Origin of the sequence: Bacillus sp. 275, from assembly GCF_001999205.1 — a bacterium.
In the GTDB taxonomy this organism is placed as follows: domain Bacteria; phylum Bacillota; class Bacilli; order Bacillales; family Bacillaceae; genus Bacillus; species Bacillus velezensis.
Genome location: NZ_CP019626.1, coordinates 272,345 through 294,764, shown reverse-complemented (window position 1 = coordinate 294,764; position 22,420 = coordinate 272,345). Strand labels below are relative to the sequence as shown.

Sequence of the window (22,420 nt, the reverse complement as noted above, 5' to 3'; positions counted from 1 at the left end):
CGGAAGGAGGGGGAAAAAGTGCATGAAGAAAAAGTAAAGCAGCTGATTCAGCGTTATTCCGATGTATACTTGCACGTCTTAAAAAAAATTGACAGCATTATCGCTGAAAAAGTGAACAAAGAACTGACATTGGATCAATATTACATCCTCCGCTATATTATGCTCAATCCCGATTGCAAATCAATTGAACTGGCCGCGGTGTGCCACGTCAATAAAAGCGCCATTACATCTATGACGAACCGCCTGTATGAAAAAGGCTACATCAATAGAGCACGCAGCCAAAGCGACCGCCGGAGCATACTTTTAAATGTCACGGAAAAGGGGACGGAAGTATTTCACCGTGTGGAGCGGCGGATTGAGGAACTCGTCCGTTCATATATTATGTATTTTGATGAAGACGAGGCGGAGATGTTCGTGAATACATATGAAAAATTATATCGATTGATGATGACTGAGGAGGATCAGCAGACATAATGAAAAACATTATCCGAGCCCGCTGGATCATCGCCGCGGTGTGGGTCGCCGCAACGGTGATATTTATGCTTACAGCGCCTGATATGGCTGAATTGACACGGGAGAAAGGGCAGATTTCCGTACCGGACGGATATTCCTCTTCTTACGCCCATGAATTGCTTGATGAAATGTCTGATTCCGATGCACCGTCTTCTTCTGCCGTCATCGTATTTCACGAAAAAGGCTTAATGACAGACAAAAAAGATCGTCTGGAAGAAGCCGTCAGCACTTTGTCTGAACATAAAAAAGCGCTTCAGATAAAAACGGTGACTTCATACTTCGGGGAGAAAAATGACGACATTAAAAAACAGCTGCTCTCAAAAGACAGACAAACGATGCTCGTTCAGCTGCAGCTTGATACATCCAAAAACGATATCATCGAAATAAAAAATAAAATTGATAAAGAGCTGAAACCGTACGGCGTATCATACGGCATTACAGGCCAATCGCTGATCGACGAAGATGTGTTAAAAAGCTCACAGGACGGCTTGAAAAAGACTGAATATATAACGGTCGCTTTTATCCTGATCGTGCTGATCCTTGTATTTCGGTCAGTGGTCGCTCCGTTCGTGCCGCTTTTATCAGTATTGATATCTTATTTAGTCAGCCAGTCGATTGTCGCATTTTTAGTCGATCAGCTGAATTTTCCGCTCTCAACTTTTACTCAGATTTTTATGGTTGCGATTATGTTCGGGATCGGCACAGACTACTGCATTCTGCTTCTCAGCAGATTTAAAGAAGAACTGTCGCATGGCGCTGATATAAGAGAAGCGATCGTCGTCACCTACAAAACGGCCGGAAAGACGGTTTTGTACAGCGGCGGTGCGGTGCTGATCGGATTTGCCTGCATCGGATTTGCGACATTTAAGCTGTATCAGTCGGCAGCGGCCGTTGCGGTCGGTGTCGCGGTGCTGCTGCTTGCGCTCATGACGATCGTGCCGTTTTTTATGGCTGTTTTAGGAAAAAGCCTGTTTTGGCCTGTTAAGGGCGATATTTCGCATCCTCAAAGCAAAGCATGGGAATCGTCAGGGCGGTTTTCATTTAAAAGGCCGCTCATCAGTCTTGCAATCGTTGCGGTATTCACCGTCCCGCCTATCCTTCTTTACAAAGGGTCGCTGTCTTACAACAGTCTTGACGAAATCGGGGATAAATATGAATCCGTCCGCGCGTTTAATACGATTTCAGACGCATTCGGCCCGGGAGAACTTCTTCCGGCCACAGTCGTCATCAAAAATGATGAGACATTAAATACCGAAAAACACCTGATTGATATCGAAAAAATCAGCAGAGAACTTGAAAAAACAGAGGGTGTAAAAACGGTCAGAAGCGCCACGCGCCCCGCTGGAAACGGATTGAATCAATTATTTGTCACAAATCAGGCAAAGCAGCTTCAAGAAGGGCTTGATAAAGGCAATACAGGACTTGAAAAAATCACGGACGGATTAGGGCATGCCGCAAAGTCGTTAGCTGATTCACAGCCGCAGATCGAAGAGTCGGGCAAAAGCGTCAATCAGCTTATTGACGGAACATTGTCTCTGAAATCCGGGCTTTCTGATATAGGAGAAAACCTGAATAAACTGCAGGCTGCCGTGAACGAGAATAAAGCCGGCGTCGCCCAGATGAGAAAGCGGATTGAAGAGCAAAAACAAATGCTGACTTCACAGCTCAAACAAAACAGCGGTCTCGCTTCAGAAACGCAAAACGCTTTAAAATTGGTAAAAACCGTCCTGCCGATGAAAGATGAAGCCAGCAGACAGCTTGCCGATTTGAACAAGCAGCTTGCCCGGCTGCCGTTTGCAAAATTGGAAGCGTCAATACCGTCAGTCAAAACCGATCCCTCTTACCAAGAAATCAAATCGGCCTTTACGGGTGTACAGTCAGCCGTTTCCAAGGCAAACGCGGATGCAGAAGCTTTTTCTAAACAGGTCGACAGTCAAAAGGCTCATCTGCAGCAAGCGGAAAAACAATTTGCCCGACTGGCAGCCGCTCAGAAGAAGATTGACACTCAAATTAACGCAATGATCAATGGTCTGACCAGTATTGAAAACGGTCTGCAGCAAGTGTCAGACGGACAGGGGGCTCTCGCAGGACAAATGCCGCGCCTTGAATCGGCGGCAGGACAGCTCGCCGAGGGCCAGAAAAAAATGAAGAGCGGTCTCGGTGATTTTTCTTCCCGGCTCAGCGAACTTTCTTCCGGCCTTAACGACAGTGTAAAAGGGCTTAAGAAAGTATCAAGCGGCATGATGGGGGCGAATGATTACCTGGGTGAGCTTCACAAGGCGTCAGACAAAGAAATGACAGGCTGGTTTGTGCCGAAAGACGCGTTGACAAACAGTGATTTCACAAGCGTGTTTAATACGTACATGTCAGATGACAGAAAAACGACAGAATTGACCGTCGTTCTTGATCACAATCCTTACTCAAATACGGCCATTCAAGATGTTCAAGCGATCAAAGCGAGCGTAAAAAGGGCCATTCCGAACACGGATCTGAAGAGTGCTTCCTTCGGCGTTTCGGGAGTCTCCAGCATGAATGCCGATCTGAAGGAAGTATCGGATTCAGACTTCAAACGGACGGCCATGTTTATGCTGGCGGGAATTTTTCTGATTCTCATCGTGATGCTGCGCTCCCTCATTATGCCTGTTTATTTAGTGGCGTCGCTCGTACTGACGTATTTCGCATCCATCGGCGTGACGGAATACATCTTTACACACTTCTTCGGGTATCCGGGCGTAAACTGGGCCGTGCCGTTCTTCGGCTTTGTCATTTTGATGGCTCTTGGCGTGGATTATTCCATCTTTTTAATGGACCGCTTTAATGAGCTGAAAAAAGAAGGAACGGAACCCGCAATGATCAGCAGTATGAAAAATATGGGTTCCGTCATCATTTCTGCGGCCATTATTTTAGCGGGAACCTTTGCGGCCATGCTGCCGTCAGGCGTTCTTTCCTTATTACAGATTGCAACCGTGGTATTAACAGGCCTTCTCATGTACGCAATTGTCGTCCTTCCGTTTTTTGTACCGGTCATGGTGAAAATATTCGGAAGAGCCAACTGGTGGCCTTTCAATTTGAAAAAATAACGTTCAATGCCTCTGCCTGTTTTCGGGCAGAGGTTTTTTGTTTCCTTATAAATCCTCCAGTTGATATAATTACATCTGCGCACTCTTTTTTGCGAATGCTGAAATTTGGTCATAATACATACTATGAAAGAATGAACGAAGGAGGTTTCACATGACTTACGTAAATGAAATGAAGTCAAAGCACGGCGGGATCACCGCCCACATCGTAAAGACCGAGAAATTTAAAACCGTTTCGCTGACGTTTAAAATGCTGGCTCCTTTAACGAAAGAGCTCGTAACAAAAAGGGCGCTGTTTCCGCATGTGCTTCTGCGCGGAACAGAAAGCCGCCCGAAAACCGCTGATCTGCGGTCTTATTTTGATGAGCTGTACGGCACATCCGTTTCAGCTGATCTGACAAAAAAGGGAGAACGTCATGTCATTACGTTCAGACTTGAGATTCCTAATGAAAAGTATCTGAAGGACCGCACACCGTTATTGGAAAAAGGCCTTCAGCTTTTATCAGAGCTTGTCTTTTCGCCCGCTTTGGAAAACGGCGCCTTCCTGCCCCTTTATGTCACGCAGGAAAAACGGACGCTGAAACAGCGGATTCAAGCCGTATATGATGATAAGATGAGATATTCTAATCTGCGTCTCGTTCAGGAAATGTGCAAAAGCGAACCGTATGCGCTTCACGTCAACGGCGAGTTCGATGATGTTGAACACATTACACCGCAAAATTTGTATGAAGCCTATCAAAAAGCCATACGCGAAGACCAGCTGGACCTGTACGTCATCGGCGATGTTGATACAGATCAGGTGAAAACGGCCGTTGATACGTATTTTAAAACGGAAGAACGGGAGCTGCAGCCTTTTGAAAGAAGCGCGGCGAATGAACAGCCCGATCCGAAGGAAGTCATTGATGAAGAGGACGTCAAGCAGGGCAAGCTGAATATCGGATTCCGGACCAATACGACATATACAGATCCGGATTATCCTGCATTGCAGGTGTTTAACGGGCTGTTCGGGGGTTTCTCTCATTCAAAGCTGTTTATAAATGTCCGTGAAAAAGCGAGCCTCGCCTATTATGCAGCCTCAAGGGTGGAAAGCTTCAAAGGGCTTTTGATGGTCATGTCGGGCATTGAGGTGAAAAATTACAAGCAGGCCGTCACCATCATTGAAGAACAGTTTCAGGCTATGCAAAACGGTGACTTTTCAGAAGATGATATCGCCCAAACGAAAGCCGTTATTAAAAATCAAGTATTAGAAACCATTGATACGGCATACGGCTTAGCGGAATTTCTGTATCAGCAGGCCTCAGCCCAAGTAGAGATACCGATCGAAAAATTCCTTGACAATATCGAGAAAGTGACAAAAGAGGACATTATCAATGTCGGAAAGAACATTAAGCTGGATACGACTTATTTCTTAAAAGGGACGGGGGGAGCATCTTGACTAAAACGATAAACTTCGAACAGCTTCAGGAAACGCTGTATCATGAAAATATGGCAAACGGCCTTGATGTCTATGTGCTGCCGAAACAGGGCTTTAATAAAACATACGCTGTGTTTACGACAAAGTACGGTTCCATTGACAATCAATTCGTTCCTTTAAATAAGGAAGAAATGGTACACGTCCCTGACGGAATCGCGCATTTTCTGGAGCATAAACTGTTTGAAAAAGCGGACGGCGACGTGTTTCAGGACTTCAGTAAGCAGGGGGCGTCGGCAAATGCCTTTACATCATTTACACGAACCGCTTATCTGTTCTCCAGCACTTCTAATGTGGAGAAAAACCTGGAAACACTCATAGATTTTGTTCAGGACCCGTATTTCACGGAAAAATCAGTTGAAAAAGAAAAAGGCATCATCGGCCAGGAAATCAATATGTATGATGATAATCCGGATTGGCGGCTGTTTTTCGGCTTTATCGAAAATATGTATAAAGACCACCCCGTGAAAATTGACATTGCCGGGACGGTGGAGAGCATCTCTCATATTACGAAAGATCTGCTGTATGAGTGCTATGAAACGTTTTATCACCCGAGCAATATGCTGCTCTTTATCGTCGGTCCCGTAGATCCTGAAGCGGTCATCAGCCAGGTGCGGGAAAACCAGGAGAAAAAGCCGTTTACAGACCAGCCCGAAATCAAACGTGAAGAAGTTCAGGAGCAGGAAGCGGTTTTCCGCCGGGAGCAGGAATTAAAAATGAACGTGCAAGGCTCAAAATGTCTTGTCGGTTTAAAGGCGAAAGACCCTTATAAAACGGGGCGGGAGCTGTTAAAGCACGAGCTCAGCATGAACCTCATGCTTGAATGTCTCTTCGGAAAAAGCTCACCGCATTACGGTGACTTGTACGACAAAGGCTACATTGATGAGACCTTCAGCTTCGATTACACGGCTGAATACGGATTCGGTTTTGCCTCTGTCGGAGGAGATACACCGGAGCCGGATAAGCTCGCTGACAAATTAAAACACATGCTGCTTGATGCAGAATCAGCCGTGACTGCGGAAAAACTTGATCTTGCGAGAAAAAAGAAGATCGGGTCATTCTTAAAAGCGCTCAATTCGCCTGAATATATCGCCAACCAATTCACACGCTACGCCTTTTTAGATATGAGTCTGTTTGATGTCGTAACCGTACTGGAGCAGATTACGCTGGATGACGTAAAGCGGGTCATTGAAGAAGAAATATCAGAAGACAGGCTGACAGTCTGCAAAGTCGTGCCAAAATCATAACAAAAACATCCCTCACGCCCCGAGGGATGTTTTTCTGGGGAAAGAAGGAGTATTGATTGATGAAACAGACAGCGCTCGTAACCGGAGCAAGCGGCGGAATCGGACAAAGTATAAGTGAAGTCCTCGCAAAAAACGGATATGACGTCCTCTTGCATTATCATTCTAATAAGGAAGCCGCACACAGGCTTGCGGAAAGGCTGAGCGCATCATTCGGCGTAAAAGCCTCCGTTATTCAGGCGGATTTGTCCTCACCGGATGGCGCGGAGACACTCAGCCGTTCTGTTAAGCAGCCTGTGGATGCTCTGGTATTAAACAGCGGCAAAAGTCATTTCGGCCTGATTACGGACGTTACGGATGACACGGCGCGGGAGATGGTGCAGCTGCATGTAACGAGTCCGTTTCTTTTGGCGCGTAATCTGATGCCCGGCATGATCCGGAAAAAAAGCGGGGGCATCGTCGCGATCGGTTCCGTCTGGGGAGAAACAGGCGCATCGTGCGAGGTATTATACAGCATGGTCAAGGGAGCGCAGCATTCGTTCGTCAAAGCGCTTGCCAAAGAGCTTGCTCCGAGCGGCGTCCGCGTGAATGCAGTCTCGCCGGGTGCCGTTGACACAAATATGCTTGATCAGTTCACGTATGATGAAAAAGAAGCGTTGGCAGAGGAAATTCCCGCGGGCCGGCTGGCAAAGCCGGAGGAAATCGCCGAAGCGGCGGCCTTTTTATTATCGGACAAGGCTTCCTATATCACGGGGCATATATTATCCGTAAACGGCGGCTGGCACTGCTGAAAAAATGTGTGTATAGTTTGCATCTGTACGGACAAAATAATTTTGTAACAACAGATGAAATGGAGGAACCCAACATGTCAGTATTAGAAAACTGGGATAATTGGAAGAATTTCCTTGGCGACAGATTGAACTATGCGCAGGAAAAAGGGATGAGTGATGAAACGATCACTGACCTCGCTACAGAAATCGGCGGTTACCTTGCGAACGAAGTCGACTCGAAAAACCATCAGGAAAAAGTGCTTGCTGATCTTTGGAGCGTTGCTTCTGAAGATGAACAGCGCGCCATCGCAAATATGATGGTGAAGCTTGTTGAAAATAACAGCACTCATTAAGAGGGGGGATTTCCCTCTCTTTTTTTATGTTTTCCTCTATAGAGCAACATTCTTCTTTCTAATTAGAGAAAAATGTTTTATGATAAAGGAAGGTAAAAATTTGCCACAATGGAGGGGGTATATCATTTGGCAAAGCTCGAATGGTATTTTGAATATGAAATTCAAGTGAACCGCCCCGGCCTGCTCGGGGATATTTCATCTCTTCTCGGGATGCTGTCAATTAATATTGTCACAATTAACGGTGTCGACCTTTCCAGAAGGGGAATGCTGCTCAGATGCCGGCATATAGATCAAATTAAACGATTGGAATCAATTTTAAAAACAATGGAGACCATTAAAGTAACGAAGCTGAGAGAACCGAGGCTTCGCGACCGTCTCGCAGTCCGCCACGGAAGATACATTCAGCGTGATGCCGATGACAAAAAAACCTTCCGTTTTGAAAGAGACGAGCTCGGTCTTCTGGTTGACTTTATGGCCGAGCTGTTTAAAAAAGAAGGGCACAAACTGATCGGAATCCGGGGAATGCCGAGGGTCGGAAAAACGGAGTCCATCGTTGCGTCAAGCGTTTGTGCCAGCAAAAGATGGCTTTTCGTATCATCAACGCTGCTAAAACAAACGATCCGGAGCCAGCTGGTTGCCGATGAATACAGCACGGAAAACGTGTTTATCCTCGACGGCATCGTTTCGACAAGACGGGGATCTGAGCGCCATCTTCAGCTCGTCAGTGAAATTATGCGGCTTCCGGCGACAAAGGTCGTGGAGCACCCCGATATTTTTGTTCAAAATTCGGAGTATACGCTCGATGATTTCGATTATATTATCGAACTCAGAAATGATCCTGACGAAGTTATTACATATGAACATGCAGAAGAACCGCAAATATTTGATCAGACCGGTTTTTCAAGCTTTGATTTTTAATATTGGAAGGTGTTTGTTGTGACAGAATTAGCAATCCGGCTTAAAGAAGCCAGAGAGGAAAAAGGGATGTCATTGGATGAACTCCAGGCGGCGACGAAAATTCAGAAAAGATACTTAACCGCTCTGGAAGAAGGCAATTATGACGTCATTCCCGGCAATTTTTATGTGCGGGCGTTTATCAAGCAATACGCTGAAGCTGTCGGGCTTGATTCAGATCAGTTATTTGAAGAATATAAAAAAGACATCCCTAACACGTACCATGACGATGTGTCGGAAAAAATCTCCGGTCTCGCCATGCAAAGGGAGCTTCCTAAGTCCGCTTCAAAGGCGGCGGAATGGCTTCCGACCGTCCTTGTCGTCATCGGTGTCATTATCGTCATCGCGATCATTTATGCGATTATTCAGCTCGGAATGAGCAAATCCGGGCAGACAGACGGAGATAAGGCCGTCACCCAAAGTGAGAGCAAGTATGAGATTCCTAAGGATTCTGCGCTGAAAAACGACGGCAATACAAATGACGAAGCGCAATCTGACAGCAAGAAAGACAAAAAGGACACAAAAGCGTCAGAGCAGAAAAAGAAAGAAAAAAGCAGTGAAAAGACGGAGATCAAAGCGGCCGGAACGGAAGGCTCGGCTTCTTCATACAACGTCTCCGGGGCAGATAAGTATAAGCTTGAACTGATTGCTTCTGACAGCGCATGGATCCGCGTCCGTGATGACAGCGGCGGTTCTTTAAAAGAAGGAACGCTGCAAAAAGGCGAAACCTTTAAAAAAGACGTCACGGATCAAAAGCAGATTGAAATCCGCACGGGCTATGCCCCTAACCTGAAAATTAAAATCAACGGAGAGGTTCTGTCCTATGAACTCAATCCGCATGATGTGATGGCGCAGACCATCACAATCAAGATGAAAAAATAAAAGGGGAAAAGTCATCTGAACGATTAAGATGACTTTTTCTTCACGTCCGAGTACATATATTGGAGGGGCTTTATGTTTAACTTACCGAATAAAATCACACTGGCAAGAATCGCTTTAATTCCTGTATTTATGATTATCATGCTTGTTCCTTTTCAGTGGGGCAGCGTTCATATAGGGGATGAATCGATTCCGGTCGCGCATCTTACGGGAGCTGTTTTGTTCATTATCGCATCAACGACTGACTGGGTGGATGGCTACTATGCCAGAAAACTGAACCTCGTGACAAACTTCGGGAAATTTTTAGATCCGCTGGCTGACAAACTGCTGGTGTCCGCGGCATTAATTACGCTTGTGCAGTTTGACCTTGCGCCGGCGTGGATGGTCATCATCATCATCAGCCGCGAATTTGCCGTAACGGGATTAAGACTTGTGCTGGCGGGAACGGGGGAAGTTGTAGCCGCCAATATGCTGGGGAAAATTAAAACATGGGCTCAGATCATCGCTGTTGCCGCGCTTTTGCTGCATAATCTTCCGTTTGAGCTCGTTTCTTTCCCGTTCGGCGATATCGCTTTATGGGTGGCCGTGCTCTTCACAGTCATTTCCGGCTGGGATTATTTTGCGAAGAACTGGGATGCGTTAAAAACATCTAACTAAGAAAGAAGGACTTAAAGATGGAAATAGCAAAAAAAGCAGAAATCATTGCAGTCGGCTCGGAGCTTCTGCTCGGCCAGATCGCCAATACGAACGCGCAGTTTATCAGTAAAGAGCTGGCGCAAATCGGTGTGAACGTGTTTTATCATACCGCTGTCGGTGACAATCCGGAGCGGCTTAAGCAAGTCATCCGCATTGCCGAAGAGCGCTCAGACCTGATTATTTTTTCAGGCGGCCTCGGACCGACCAAGGACGATTTGACGAAAGAAACCATTGCAAACACACTGGGGCGTCCGCTCGTTCTGAATGACGAAGCATTCCGGTCGATCGAAGAATATTTCGCGAAAACAAAACGGACCATGTCGCCGAATAACCGCAAACAGGCGCTCGTCATTGAGGGCTCAGACGTTTTGGCGAATCATTTCGGCATGGCGCCGGGAATGCTTGCAGAGCACGGCTCAAGGCTTTATATGCTGCTTCCCGGGCCGCCGAGCGAGCTGCGTCCGATGTTTGAAAATGAAGCGAAGCCGCTGCTTCTTAAAAAGCTCGGTTCTAATGAGAAAATCGTTTCAACCGTGCTGCGGTTTTTCGGAATCGGTGAATCCCAGCTTGAAGCTGATTTAGAAGATATTATTGATGCGCAGACGAACCCGACGATTGCGCCGCTTGCTGCTGACGGAGAGGTCACGCTGCGTTTAACGGCGAAACATGCCGACGAAAAAGAAACAGAACGGCTTTTAAAAGAAACGGAAGCCGCCATTTTAGAACGTGTCGGTGAATTTTTCTACGGATATGATGATACGTCTCTGGTGAAGGAGCTTTCAAAAGCATGCAGACAAAACGGAATTACGATTTCCTCTGCCGAAAGCTTTACAGGCGGCCTGTTTTCAGAGTGGGTGACTGATTTAAGCGGTGCGTCTCAACTATTTGCAGGGGGCGTTGTCTGTTATTCCGACAGCGTGAAACAGCATGTGCTCGGCGTGAAAGCTGAGACGCTCGCAGAAAGCGGAGCGGTCAGCAAAGAGTGTGCGAAAGAGCTTGCAGCCGGTGTGAGAAAGCTGACCGGAAGCGATATCGGCATCAGCTTTACCGGGGTGGCGGGTCCCGACCCGCAGGAAGGGCATGCGCCGGGCCGCGTCTTTATCGGCATTGCGGCGGAAGGAAAAGAAGAGGTGCACGAATTTAACTTTGCCGGCTCAAGAACCGGAATCAGAAAGCGCGCCGCTAAATACGGCTGCCATCTCATTTTGAAAATGCTGGATCAAAAATAAAGTTTTAAAGAGGCGTTTTCTCTGATTTTTAAGTTTTACAAGGGAAATTATGCTCTTTTGCAGAAAAGCGAACGCGGAAAAAATCCGAATATGCGTTCGCTTTTTTCTTGGCAAATGCCAGTAAACAAGGTATAGTATATGTAGTGGCAAGATAAAGGAGGAAAAAATAAATGAGTGATCGTCAGGCAGCCTTAGATATGGCTCTTAAGCAAATAGAAAAACAATTCGGCAAAGGTTCCATCATGAAGCTCGGAGAAAAAACGGATACAAGAATTTCAACGGTGCCAAGCGGTTCCCTTGCACTTGATACCGCTCTCGGAATAGGCGGATACCCGCGCGGACGGATTATTGAAGTATACGGACCTGAAAGCTCAGGTAAAACGACTGTAGCGCTTCACGCAATCGCTGAGGTTCAGGAAAAAGGCGGACAGGCAGCATTTATTGATGCTGAGCATGCTCTTGATCCTGTTTACGCGCAAAAGCTCGGTGTCAATATCGAAGAGCTTCTGCTTTCTCAGCCGGATACGGGAGAGCAGGCGCTAGAGATTGCTGAAGCGCTGGTGCGAAGCGGCGCTGTTGACATCGTAGTCGTTGACTCTGTTGCGGCGCTTGTTCCAAAAGCTGAAATTGAAGGTGACATGGGTGATTCACACGTCGGTTTACAGGCGCGTCTCATGTCTCAGGCGCTCCGTAAGCTTTCCGGCGCCATCAATAAATCTAAAACAATCGCAATCTTTATTAACCAGATTCGTGAAAAAGTCGGCGTTATGTTCGGAAATCCGGAGACGACACCGGGCGGCCGCGCGCTGAAATTCTATTCTTCCGTGCGCCTTGAAGTGCGCCGTGCCGAGCAATTAAAGCAGGGCAACGACGTGATGGGGAATAAAACGAGAATTAAAGTCGTAAAAAACAAAGTCGCTCCTCCGTTCCGTACGGCTGAAGTGGACATTATGTACGGTGAAGGAATCTCCAAAGAAGGGGAAATCATCGACCTTGGAACTGAACTGGATATCGTGCAAAAAAGCGGTTCGTGGTATTCTTATGAAGAAGAACGCCTCGGTCAGGGCCGTGAAAACGCCAAGCAGTTCTTAAAAGAAAATAAAGACATCATGCTGATGATTCAGGAACAAATCCGTGAACATTACGGTTTAGACAATAACGGTGTAACGGACAAAGCGGAAGAAGTTCAGGAAGAGATGGAATTAGAAGAATAAAAACACGATCAAAAGAGCGGAATAAGCAATTTCCGCTCTTTTTTTGTGTGTTTCAAAAAAACACTGGCTGTTTCGGAAAATTTTATCTGGAATGTTACAACTTTTTTCACCCTTCACTCGTCTAACATCATGGCGAAAGTTGAAATTATATCTGAGGAGGAAAAAAGATGACGAGCCCCCGCCGCACAAGAATTAACAAAAAAAGAAAGAAGAAGCTGATGAAAACGGGAGGGCTGTTTCTTTTTCTGCTGCTTGTCACTGTTTTTATTATGATCTGGACCGTCACAGCGCATCACCGGGAGAAGGAATCCGTTAAAAACGCTCCCGCCGCTCAATCTGATACTTCAAAAGACCAGACTCAACAGAAAAAAGAAAAGACGCAAAAAGAGAAAACACCTAAATCAATCGATCACAATAAACAGATCAGCAATTACTTGCAACAGATCGGGTTCAGCGGCACGGCAATGATCGTAAAAGATGGAAAAGTTGTGCTGAAAAAAGGCTTTGGCTATGCGGACCGAAAACAAAAAATTAAAAACAATCCGGAGACATCATATTATATCGGTTCTTCACAAAAAGCGTTAATCGCGACGGCTGTCCTGCAGCTTGAAGAAAAAGGGCTGCTGCAGACGAGTGACCCCGTCAGTACATACTTGCCGAATTTTCCTAACGGCACGCGCATCACATTGAAAAACCTGCTCAATCATACGTCCGGCATAAACGGGCATATTGAGGGACAGGGACCGATTTCTCCAATTGATTTAATCAAGGATATAGAATACCGCGGTATTAAACGGCAGCCCGGGGTTTGGGATTACAGGGATTCCAACTATTCAGTGCTTGCTTATATCGTATCTCAAGTCAGCGGGGAGTCTTATGAACAATATATAAAAGAACACGTGTTCAAACCGGCCGGAATGAAGCATGCCGGATTTTACAAAACATTTGCCAAAGCCAAATATCCTGCCGTCGGCTACAAAGTCGATGAGAGCGGCAGTCTTGTAACGCCGCACCTTCTGGACTTATCGCAGCTGTACGGGGCGGGCGACATGTATATGAGCGCTGAAGATCTCTATAAATTTGATAAAGCGATCGTAAATGGCACGCTCCTTTCAAAAGAAAGCTTCACAAAAATGTTTACAGCAGGAAGCAGTGCCGCTTACGGCATGGGGTTTTACATTGATCCGGGAAGCTATTCCAATCACGGTGTTATGCCCGGTTACAACATTTTGAACAGCTTCAGCCATTCGGCAAGCAAATATGTCATATTACTGTCAAACATTCAGAATAACGCCAAATTAGGACAGGTAAACAATAGAATTTACCAATTGCTTAACCAGGCGGACTAACAGAGCCGTCATTCACGAAAAGCGGATGAAGGTATGGTATGATATATACATGGGCGAAGATCCGAGCTGAAGGCGAATCGTTAAGCTGGCAAGCTTGACAAGTATTTCCGACACAATTACAATGAAGTTGTAACATTTGTTTTTTTAACATGATTGTTAAACCATTTAAACTTGACAAGGGCATGAGAGACTCATTCCCTGTGAAGGTTCTGTATGTTGAGAAAATCAGACAATGTACATGCCGGCACTTATTTAAGCAAAAACCAAGTTCATAGCAAGAGGAGGTGAAAGTATGACCCCAATGACGGTTCTCATCTCCATTTTGCTGACTCTGCTCGGTTTAGTTGTTGGCTACTATGTTCGTAAAACCATTGCCGAAGCAAAGATTGCGGGCGCACGCGGTGCTGCCGAGCAAATCCTTGAAGATGCAAAGCGTGATGCTGAAGCACTGAAAAAAGAAGCTCTGCTTGAAGCAAAGGACGAAATCCATACACTTCGAATAGATGCTGAACAGGAAGTTCGTGAAAGACGAAATGAGCTTCAAAAACAAGAAAACCGTTTACTTCAAAAAGAAGAAAATCTTGACCGTAAACATGAAGGAATTGATAAACGGGAAGCGATGTTGGAGAAGAAAGATCATTCTCTGAATGAACGACAACAACATATTGAAGAGATGGAAAGCAAAGTGGATGAGATGATTCGTATGCAGCAGTCAGAACTCGAACGCATTTCGAGCCTGACACGGGATGAAGCGAAACAAATCATTCTTGACCGGGTTGAAAATGAGCTTTCACATGACATCGCCATCATGACAAAAGAAACCGAAAACCGTGCGAAAGAAGAGGCAGATAAAAAGGCGAAAAACATTCTGTCGCTTGCTTTGCAGCGCTGTGCAGCAGATCATGTTGCCGAAACGACGGTATCGGTCGTCAATCTTCCGAATGATGAGATGAAAGGACGTATCATCGGCCGTGAAGGGCGTAACATTCGTACGCTTGAAACGCTTACAGGTATTGACCTGATTATTGATGACACACCTGAAGCAGTCATTCTTTCCGGATTTGATCCGATCAGACGGGAGACGGCAAGAATCGCTCTTGATAAACTCGTTCAGGATGGCCGTATTCACCCGGCGCGCATTGAAGAAATGGTTGAAAAATCCCGCCGTGAGGTAGATGACTATATCCGGGAAATGGGTGAGCAGACGACGTTTGAAGTCGGCGTTCACGGACTCCACCCGGATCTGATCAAGATCCTCGGCCGGTTGAAATTCCGTACAAGCTACGGGCAGAACGTACTGAAACATTCAATGGAAGTTGCGTTTTTAGCAGGTTTAATGGCTTCCGAGCTTGGAGAAGATGCAAAGCTTGCCAAGCGGGCCGGTCTTCTGCATGACATCGGAAAAGCAATTGACCATGAAGTGGAAGGAAGCCACGTGGAAATCGGAGTGGAGCTTGCGACCAAATATAAAGAGCATCCAGTCGTCATTAACAGTATTGCGTCACACCACGGAGACGAAGAGCCGACTTCCATTATCGCCGTTCTGGTCGCTGCCGCTGATGCACTGTCAGCCGCAAGACCGGGCGCGAGAAGTGAAACGCTCGAAAACTATATCCGCAGACTTGAAAAGCTTGAAGAAATCTCCGAGTCTTACGAAGGTGTTGAAAAATCATTTGCGATTCAGGCCGGCCGTGAAGTTCGCATCATGGTGAAGCCGGACTCCATTAATGATTTAGAAGCCCATCGTTTGGCACGTGATATCCGTAAACGAATTGAGGACGAGCTTGATTATCCGGGCCACATTAAAGTGACCGTAATCAGAGAAACTCGAGCCGTAGAGTATGCAAAATAAAGTGATGCTTAGCGCATCACTTTATTTTTTTGAGTCCCTGAAAAGGAAGGAATGGAATGTATGAGAATTTTATTTATCGGAGATGTTGTCGGTTCCCCGGGCCGCGACATGGTAAAAGAATATGTCCCGAAACTGAAAGCGAAACATAAACCGCATTTTACAATTATTAACGGAGAAAATGCAGCACATGGAAAAGGACTGACAGAAAAGATCTACCACAGCCTGATGGAAGCGGGAGCAGATGCCATTACAATGGGAAACCATACGTGGGATAAAAGAGAGATCTTCGACTTTATTGATGATGTGCCGCATCTTGTCCGGCCGGCGAATTTCCCGGAAGGTACGCCGGGCAAAGGGATTACTTATATTAAATCGAACGGAAAAGAGCTTGCCGTCATTAATTTACAGGGGCGGACGTTTCTTCCGCCGCTTGATGATCCGTTTGCTAAAGCGGATGAATTAATAGAAGAAGCGAAAAAGCGCACGCCGTACATTTTTATTGATTTTCACGCCGAAGCGACAAGCGAAAAAATTGCGATCGGCTGGTACACAGACGGAAGAGCCTCTGCCGTGGTAGGCACCCATACACACGTGCAAACGGCAGATAACCGCATTTTGCCGAAAGGAACGGCATATATTACTGATGTAGGCATGACGGGTCCGTACGACGGAATTCTCGGTATGGACAGAGAAACGGTCATCAAGCGGTTTAAAACCAATCTTCCCGTCCGGTTTACGGTGGCGGAAGGTAAAACTACGCTGAGCGGAGTGCTCATTGACATCGACGATCAAACGAAAAAGGCCGTAAATATCGAACGGATATTAATCAATGATGACCATATGTTCTTTGAATAGGTGATCATGTGTTTATTTTATAAAAATATTAAAAGGAAAAGCAGGAATATAGCAACTTCTTAGTGAATATAGTAGAAATGGAAGGTAGCCCGCTATTTTTGAAAAGCATTGTGGGGATGGCTTTTTGGATAGCAACATCTAATAATGATTGTTCTAATGAACACTCACTTATCCATTGTAAAACTAAGGGGGAGCAGAAATGGAAATCTTAAAAGTTTCAGCAAAATCAAGTCCAAATTCAGTAGCAGGCGCGCTTGCCGGTGTATTGAGGGAACGCGGAGCCGCCGAAATTCAAGCAATTGGGGCGGGCGCCTTAAACCAGGCTGTTAAAGCGGTTGCGATTGCCAGAGGCTTTGTCGCGCCAAGCGGCGTAGATTTGATTTGTATTCCGGCTTTTACAGATATACAGATTGACGGAGAAGAAAGAACGGCGATTAAGTTAATCGTCGAACCCCGTTAAAAACAAAAACATGACATTCTCAACCTGCTTGCGTAAGGCGAGCGGGTTGTTTTTATTGTTGTCATATTTTCTCACAATATTATATTGATAGTACGAAGAGATGATAAATGGCTTTATTCATATAATATTCAAAAAAAATCCCGCCCATTTTTTCGGACGGAAGCAGTTGTTTTCTCGGAGTGGACACTGGTGTTTACCTCCTTTTTATCTCATGTTACAATCCAGTTATTACAGTGTTTTTTCGAGGAGGAGTGTACATGTTGGGAGGAAAGATGAAAGCTATCGTCAAAAATGAAAACGCTTTCGGAGCAACTCTGAAAGAAATTCCCATACCTTCCATTAATGAGAATGAAGTTCTCATTAAAGTACAGGCCGCATCTATATGCGGTACAGATGTGCATATTTATAATTGGGATCAATGGGCGCAGAAACGAATCAAAACACCTCAAGTATTCGGACATGAATTCAGCGGTATCATAGCGGAAACGGGCAAGCACGTCACAAATGTCAAAATAGGTGACTACGTTTCGGCTGAAACCCACTTCGTCTGCGGTACTTGTGTCCCTTGTTTAACAGGAAAACATCATGTGTGCACCCATACAAAGATCCTCGGCGTAGATACAGCCGGTTCCTTCGCTGAATATGTCAAAGTGCCGGCTCGAAATGTTTGGGAAAATCCCGCTGATATGGACCCCGCCGTCGCTTCTGTTCAAGAGCCGCTTGGCAACGCGGTGCATACGGTGCTGGAAAGCAGCCAGCTTGCGGGCGGTTCCGCTGCAATTATCGGCTGCGGACCGATCGGGCTGATGGCGGTGGCGGTGGCTAAAGCGGCCGGTGCATCCCGTATTGCGGCGATTGATAAAAATGATTACAGGCTGGCTCTTGCGAAGAAATTGGGAGCTGCGATCACCATTTCAGCTGATAAGGAAGATCCGCTTGAGGTGATCGACACCTTAACAGGCGGAGAAGGGATCGACCTTGTCTGCGAAATGTCAGGCCACCCGGCAGCTATCGCACAAGGATTAAAGATGGCGGCCAACGGGGGAAGGTTCCATATGCTGAGTCTGCCGGAACGTCCGGTGACGGTTGACCTGACAAATGACGTGGTGTTTAAAGGACTTACCGTCCAAGGCATCACAGGCAGAAAAATGTTTGAAACATGGCGGCAGGTATCGCACATGCTTGAATTCGGCCTTGTTGATCTGACGCCGGTGATCACGCATCAGTTTCCGCTTGAAGACTTTGAAAAAGGGTTTGACCTGATGAGAAAGGGCCAGTGCGGCAAAGTCATTTTGATTCCATAAGGGGAGGGTTCTATAATGAAAGAATTTGAATTTCTAAAAGCAGAGCTTGATAAAATGAAAGAAAATAAAACGTGGCAGCAAATGAAACAAATTGAAACGAAGCAGGGTCCGTCGGTGGAAGTCAAAGGGCAAAACGTGATACAGCTTTCATCGAACAATTATCTCGGTTTGACGTCGCATCCAAGGCTTGTCGAAGCGGCCAAACGCGCCGCGGAAGAGTTCGGAGCGGGTACGGGGTCCGTCCGGACAATCGCCGGAACATTCACCATGCACAATGAGCTGGAGAAAAAATTGGCAAACTTTAAAAAAACAGAAGCGGCACTTGTTTTTCAATCGGGGTTCACAACGAATCAGGGCGTCTTATCAAGCATTCTTACAAAAGAGGATATCGTGATCTCTGACGAACTGAACCATGCTTCCATTATTGACGGGATCAGGCTGACGAAAGCAGATAAAAAGGTGTACCGCCATGTTGATATGGACGATTTGGAAAGGGTGCTGAAAAAATCAATGAATTACCGCATGCGCCTGATCGTCACCGACGGCGTATTCTCAATGGACGGCAACATCGCTCCTTTGCCTGACATCGTCAAACTTGCAGAGGCGTACGATGCCTTTGTGATGGTCGACGACGCGCATGCTTCCGGCGTACTCGGAATAAACGGAAGGGGAACGGTTAATCACTTCGGGCTTGACGGAAGAGTCCACATACAGGTGGGCACATTAAGCAAAGCCATCGGAGTGCTTGGCGGTTACGCCGCAGGGTCGCAGGTTCTGATCGATTACCTGCGCCATAAAGGGCGTCCTTTCTTATTCAGCACTTCTCATCCGCCTGCGGTAACGGCCGCATGCATAGAAGCCATTGACGTCCTGCTGGAAGAGCCTGAGCATATGGAAAAGCTATGGGAGAACACGGCGTATTTCAAAGACAAACTGGTTCAAATGGGGCTGACCCTCACAAAAAGCGAAACACCGATCGTGCCGATATTAATAGGGGAGGAAGAAAAAGCCCAGGCATTATCAGACCTTTTATTGACCCGCGGCGTCTTTGCACAAAGCATCGTGTATCCGACGGTCGCCCAAGGAAAAGCGAGAATCCGCACCATTATTACGGCGGAGCATACAAAAGAGGAGCTTGACCGGGCCCTGGAAGTAATCCGTTCAGCCGCAAAAGAGCTGCAGCTTGTGTAAGGGGGAAATGATTCCCTCTTTTTTATTTCTTATTGATTCTTATTCTCAATAAGGTGTACAATAATAGGCTGGCGGTTGTGCCAAACGCTTTTAACCAGTATACTTGAGGGTGGAAGTTTCGGTTGAAAGGAGACATTCGAACATGAATGAAAAGCAAAAGCAGGAAAGCGGACAAGTGAATCCGGCGGACAAAACATCCGAAAAGGATTACAGCAAGTATTTTGAAGCCGTATATATTCCGCCTTCTTTAAAAGATGCGAAAAAACGGGGCAAAGAATCCGTTCAATATCATAACGATTTTAAAATCTCAGAAGAATTTAAAGGCCTCGGTGAAGGCAGGAAATTTTATATCCGCACGTACGGATGCCAAATGAACGAGCATGATACGGAAGTCATGGCGGGTATTTTTATGGCGCTCGGTTATGAAGCGACAAATTCGGTTGATGACGCGAACGTTATTTTATTAAACACTTGCGCTATCCGGGAAAATGCTGAAAACAAAGTGTTCGGCGAGCTCGGCCATTTAAAGGCGCTCAAAAAAAATAACCCGGACTTGATTCTCGGCGTCTGCGGCTGCATGTCACAGGAAGAATCAGTCGTAAACCGCATCCTTAAGAAGCACCCGTTTGTCGATATGATTTTCGGCACGCACAACATTCACCGTCTGCCGGAACTGTTATCAGAGGCATATTTATCAAAAGAGATGGTCATTGAAGTGTGGTCGAAGGAAGGGGATGTCATTGAAAACCTTCCGAAAGTCCGCAACGGAAAAATTAAAGGCTGGGTCAACATTATGTACGGCTGTGACAAGTTCTGCACATACTGCATCGTACCGTATACCCGCGGAAAAGAACGAAGCCGCCGTCCTGAGGAAATTATCCAGGAAGTCAGAAGACTTGCAAGCGAAGGCTATAAAGAAATCACGCTGCTCGGTCAAAACGTGAATGCGTACGGAAAAGATTTTGAGGATATGACGTACGGTCTCGGTGATTTAATGGACGAACTGCGTAAAATTGATATTCCGAGAATCCGATTCACGACGAGTCATCCGCGTGACTTTGATGATCATCTGATCGAAGTGCTCGCCAAAGGCGGCAACCTTCTTGACCATATCCATCTTCCGGTTCAATCAGGAAGCTCAGCGATGTTAAAAATGATGGCGCGCAAATATGACAGAGAACGCTATCTGGAGCTTGTCGGAAAAATTAAAGCGGCGATGCCGAACGCTTCACTGACGACCGATATTATTGTCGGTTTTCCGAATGAAACCGATGAACAATTTGAAGAAACGCTTTCGTTATATCGCGAAGTGGAATTTGACAGCGCATATACGTTTATTTACTCTCCTCGTGAAGGCACGCCGGCAGCGAAGATGAAAGACAATGTTCCGATGAGGGTCAAGAAAGAACGTCTTCAGCGCCTCAATGATTTGGTGAAAGAAATTTCAGCCAAAAAAATGAAGGAATATGAAGGCAGGACTGTCGAAGTATTAGTTGAGGGAGAAAGCAAAAATAACCCTGACATTCTTGCCGGCTATACGGAAAAAAGCAAGCTCGTCAACTTCAAAGGGCCGAAAGACGCCATCGGCAAGATTGTACGCGTCAAAATCGAACAGGCGAAAACATGGTCGCTTGACGGTGTGATGGCAGGAGAAGCAATCGAGGTGAAATAATAATGACGCTTTACTCTAAGAAAGACATTGTACAGCAGGCTAGGAACCTTGCGAAAATGATTTCTGAAACAGAAGAAGTTGATTTTTTCAAACGCGCCGAGGCGCAGATTAACGAAAATGAAAAAGTCTCTGCGATTATTAATCAGATTAAAACTCTGCAAAAGCAAGCCGTTAACCTGAAGCACTACGAAAAGCTTGAAGCGCTGAAACAAGTGGAAAGTAAAATTGACGCCCTGCAGGAAGAGCTTGAAGGGATTCCGATCATTCAGGAATTCAGAGATTCCCAGATTGAGGTCAATGACCTTCTTCAGCTTGTCGCACATACGATCTCAAATCAGGTGACAAACGAAATCATTACATCTACCGGAGGCAACCTGCTGACGGGAGAAACCGGTTCAAAAGTAAAACATTCGAATAACAGCTGTTCTATTTAAACACGGGGCCTTCATCGGCCCGTGTTTTTTTTTGTTATTTGAGAACTAATTGTAATATGTACTAAATTTTCATTAACTCACCGTTTTGTCCCATTTTACTGGGAAGTTTTATCATACTTAAAAGTAAAGTTTCTGGGCAGGGCTGCATACAATGAAACAGAAACTTTGTATTTTTATATTTTTATTATAAAAATGCACATGAGACAAATGCCCAGCATAAGATAACACGAAGAAGAACAAGGAGGCCTGCCGGAATGTCTGAATACAGGGAAATTATTACGAAAGCGGTAGTTGCGAAAGGAAGAAAATTCACCCAATGCACCAACACGATCTCACCTGGAGAAAAACCGTCAAGTATATTGGGCGGCTGGATTATCAACCACAAGTACGATGCCGAAAAGATCGGGAAGACTGTAGAAATTGAAGGGTATTATGATATAAACGTCTGGTACTCTTACGCCGATAATACAAAAACGGAAGTTGTAACCGAGAGAGTAAAGTATGTCGATGTGATTAAACTCAGATACAGAGACACAAATTACTTAGATGACGAACACGAAGTCATTGCCAAAGTGCTGCAGCAGCCGAATTGTCTTGAAGTCACCATTTCTCCTAACGGAAATAAAATCGTGGTTCAGGCAGAGAGAGAATTTTTAGCAGAAGTGGTCGGTGAAACGAAAGTCGTCGTCGAAGTCAATCCTGACTGGGAAGAAGACGATGATGATGATTGGGAAGACGATCTTGATGAAGAATTAGAGGACATTAACCCTGAATTTTTAGTCGGAGATCCTGAAGAATAAGTTGAGGCTAGGGGAGTTTAACACCCCAAGTCTCTTTTTTATATATAAAGATATCACTCTTTTGTTTATGTTATAATGGGATTCGGATAAGAGAAGATACATA

The 22,420-nt window shown here is 45.8% G+C and carries 20 protein-coding genes; all 20 read left to right on the top strand.

All coding sequences use genetic code 11. The annotated features are described in order from the left end of the window. Positions 1-18 precede the first annotated feature (18 nt). The 20 genes from BZ167_RS00980 (at position 19) to cotE (ending at position 22,317) form a co-directional block, all read left to right on the top strand. On the top strand, positions 19-474 hold the full coding sequence (locus BZ167_RS00980) for a MarR family winged helix-turn-helix transcriptional regulator (protein WP_012117576.1): 456 nt from the start codon (positions 19-21) through the stop codon (positions 472-474). Then, positions 474-3,593, top strand: a complete 3,120-nt coding sequence (locus BZ167_RS00975) for an MMPL family transporter (protein WP_077391915.1) — start codon at positions 474-476, stop codon at positions 3,591-3,593. The genes BZ167_RS00980 and BZ167_RS00975 overlap by 1 nt, the downstream gene beginning before the upstream one ends. 151 nt (positions 3,594-3,744) lie before the next feature. Continuing rightward, positions 3,745-5,025: an EF-P 5-aminopentanol modification-associated protein YfmF gene (gene yfmF, locus BZ167_RS00970; protein WP_061861468.1), complete on the top strand. Its 1,281-nt coding sequence runs from the start codon at positions 3,745-3,747 to the stop codon at positions 5,023-5,025. A 50-nt stretch (positions 5,026-5,075) separates the two neighbouring features. After that, the gene (yfmH, locus tag BZ167_RS00965; protein ID WP_442856725.1) at positions 5,076-6,308 is read left to right on the top strand and encodes an EF-P 5-aminopentanol modification-associated protein YfmH; all 1,233 of its coding nucleotides are present in this window, start codon (positions 5,076-5,078) and stop codon (positions 6,306-6,308) included. Between the two features lie 59 nt (positions 6,309-6,367). After that, the gene (ymfI, locus tag BZ167_RS00960; protein ID WP_061861470.1) at positions 6,368-7,096 is read left to right on the top strand and encodes an elongation factor P 5-aminopentanone reductase; all 729 of its coding nucleotides are present in this window, start codon (positions 6,368-6,370) and stop codon (positions 7,094-7,096) included. 74 nt (positions 7,097-7,170) lie between these two features. Continuing rightward, positions 7,171-7,428 (top strand): DUF3243 domain-containing protein, encoded by a 258-nt coding sequence (locus tag BZ167_RS00955; RefSeq protein WP_003154150.1) that lies wholly within the window; start codon positions 7,171-7,173, stop codon positions 7,426-7,428. A gap of 126 nt (positions 7,429-7,554) precedes the next feature. Beyond that, the gene (locus BZ167_RS00950; protein ID WP_007409819.1) at positions 7,555-8,346 is read left to right on the top strand and encodes a DUF3388 domain-containing protein; all 792 of its coding nucleotides are present in this window, start codon (positions 7,555-7,557) and stop codon (positions 8,344-8,346) included. A gap of 18 nt (positions 8,347-8,364) precedes the next feature. Beyond that, positions 8,365-9,264, top strand: coding sequence for a helix-turn-helix domain-containing protein (locus BZ167_RS00945; protein WP_014417801.1), 900 nt, complete (start codon positions 8,365-8,367; stop codon positions 9,262-9,264). Between the two features lie 72 nt (positions 9,265-9,336). Next, positions 9,337-9,918 (top strand): CDP-diacylglycerol--glycerol-3-phosphate 3-phosphatidyltransferase, encoded by a 582-nt coding sequence (gene pgsA, locus BZ167_RS00940; RefSeq protein ID WP_007409821.1) that lies wholly within the window; start codon positions 9,337-9,339, stop codon positions 9,916-9,918. A gap of 17 nt (positions 9,919-9,935) precedes the next feature. Then, positions 9,936-11,186 carry a competence/damage-inducible protein A gene (locus BZ167_RS00935; RefSeq protein WP_060675475.1) on the top strand — a complete coding sequence of 417 codons (1,251 nt, stop codon included), beginning with the start codon at positions 9,936-9,938 and terminating at the stop codon, positions 11,184-11,186. Positions 11,187-11,356: 170 nt separating this feature from the next. Further along, entirely contained in the window at positions 11,357-12,400 is a 1,044-nt protein-coding gene (recA, locus tag BZ167_RS00930) for a recombinase RecA (protein ID WP_060675476.1), read from the top strand. Between the two features lie 167 nt (positions 12,401-12,567). Then, positions 12,568-13,749, top strand: a complete 1,182-nt coding sequence (locus BZ167_RS00925; protein WP_012117582.1) for a serine hydrolase domain-containing protein — start codon at positions 12,568-12,570, stop codon at positions 13,747-13,749. A 292-nt stretch (positions 13,750-14,041) separates the two neighbouring features. Continuing rightward, entirely contained in the window at positions 14,042-15,601 is a 1,560-nt protein-coding gene (rny, locus tag BZ167_RS00920; RefSeq protein ID WP_003154140.1) for a ribonuclease Y, read from the top strand. 60 nt (positions 15,602-15,661) lie between these two features. Next, positions 15,662-16,456 (top strand): TIGR00282 family metallophosphoesterase, encoded by a 795-nt coding sequence (locus BZ167_RS00915; protein ID WP_003154137.1) that lies wholly within the window; start codon positions 15,662-15,664, stop codon positions 16,454-16,456. 199 nt (positions 16,457-16,655) lie between these two features. Continuing rightward, a complete protein-coding gene (gene spoVS / locus BZ167_RS00910) occupies positions 16,656-16,916 on the top strand; it encodes a stage V sporulation protein SpoVS (RefSeq protein ID WP_003154135.1) in 261 nt (86 codons plus the stop codon). Between the two features lie 257 nt (positions 16,917-17,173). Then, positions 17,174-18,220: an L-threonine 3-dehydrogenase gene (gene tdh / locus BZ167_RS00905; RefSeq protein ID WP_039251466.1), complete on the top strand. Its 1,047-nt coding sequence runs from the start codon at positions 17,174-17,176 to the stop codon at positions 18,218-18,220. A gap of 12 nt (positions 18,221-18,232) precedes the next feature. Beyond that, a complete protein-coding gene (locus tag BZ167_RS00900; RefSeq protein WP_094032442.1) occupies positions 18,233-19,411 on the top strand; it encodes a glycine C-acetyltransferase in 1,179 nt (392 codons plus the stop codon). 142 nt (positions 19,412-19,553) lie between these two features. After that, positions 19,554-21,083: a tRNA (N6-isopentenyl adenosine(37)-C2)-methylthiotransferase MiaB gene (miaB, locus tag BZ167_RS00895; protein ID WP_012117585.1), complete on the top strand. Its 1,530-nt coding sequence runs from the start codon at positions 19,554-19,556 to the stop codon at positions 21,081-21,083. 2 nt (positions 21,084-21,085) lie between these two features. Beyond that, positions 21,086-21,517, top strand: coding sequence for a regulatory iron-sulfur-containing complex subunit RicA (locus tag BZ167_RS00890; RefSeq protein WP_003154113.1), 432 nt, complete (start codon positions 21,086-21,088; stop codon positions 21,515-21,517). A 254-nt stretch (positions 21,518-21,771) separates the two neighbouring features. Continuing rightward, positions 21,772-22,317 carry an outer spore coat protein CotE gene (cotE, locus tag BZ167_RS00885; protein WP_003154111.1) on the top strand — a complete coding sequence of 182 codons (546 nt, stop codon included), beginning with the start codon at positions 21,772-21,774 and terminating at the stop codon, positions 22,315-22,317. Positions 22,318-22,420 lie beyond the last annotated feature (103 nt).